General features: G+C 68.3%; 1 protein-coding gene. It reads right to left on the reverse strand.

Annotated elements, in window-relative coordinates; translation table 11 throughout:
- On the reverse strand, positions 1-805 hold an 805-nt coding region (locus V2S66_RS34325; RefSeq protein ID WP_330801027.1), incomplete at its 3' end, for an acyltransferase domain-containing protein.
- Positions 806-819: the final 14 nt, after the last annotated feature.

The following is an 819-nucleotide window of genomic DNA, read 5'->3' on the forward strand; positions in this document are numbered from 1 at the left end:
CGAGGGTGTCGTGGATGGCGGGGGTGAGGACGGGGTGGGGGCTGATTTCGAGGTAGTGGTGGTGGTGGTGGGTGGTGGTGAGGGTGTGGATGGCGGGGTGGAAGGTGACGGGTTGGCGGATGTTCTCGTACCAGTAGTGGGGGGTGAGTTCGGTGCCGTGGAGCCAGGTGTTGTGGGTGGTGGAGTACATGGGGGTGGTGAGGGGTTGGGGTGTGGTGGGGGCGAGGAGGTGGGTGAGGGGGGTGTGGAGGGGTTCCATGTGGGGGGAGTGGGAGGCGTAGTCGACGGGGATGGTGCGGGCGTGGATGCCGTGGGTGTGGCAGTGGGTGAGGAGGGCTTGGAGGGCGGGTGTGGTGCCGCTGACGATGGTGGTGGTGGGGCTGTTGTGGGCGGCGATGTGGAGGTGGTTCTTCCAGGGTTGGATGAGGTGGTGGGTGTGGGTGGCGGTGGTGTGGAGGGAGATCATGCCGCTGTTGCCGGTGAGGGTGGTGAGGGCTTGGCTGCGGAGGGCGATGATGCGGGCGGCGTCGGGGAGGGTGAGGGCTCCGGCGACGTGGGCGGCGGCGATTTCGCCTTGGGAGTGGCCGATGACGGCGGCGGGGTGGATGCCGTGGGAGCGCCAGAGTGCGGCGAGGGAGACCATGACGGCGAAGAGTGCGGGTTGGACGATGTCGACGCGTTGCAGGGCGGTGGGGTCGTTGAGTACGTGGTGCAGGGGTGTGTCGAGGTAGGGGTCGAGGGCTTGGGCGCATTGGTCGAGGGTGTGGGCGAAGACGGGGTGGGTGGTGGCGAGTTGCTCGGCCATGCCGGGCCATTGCG

Source organism: Actinacidiphila polyblastidii, assembly GCF_036353415.1.
In the GTDB taxonomy this organism is placed as follows: Bacteria; Actinomycetota; Actinomycetes; order Streptomycetales; family Streptomycetaceae; genus Actinacidiphila; species Actinacidiphila polyblastidii.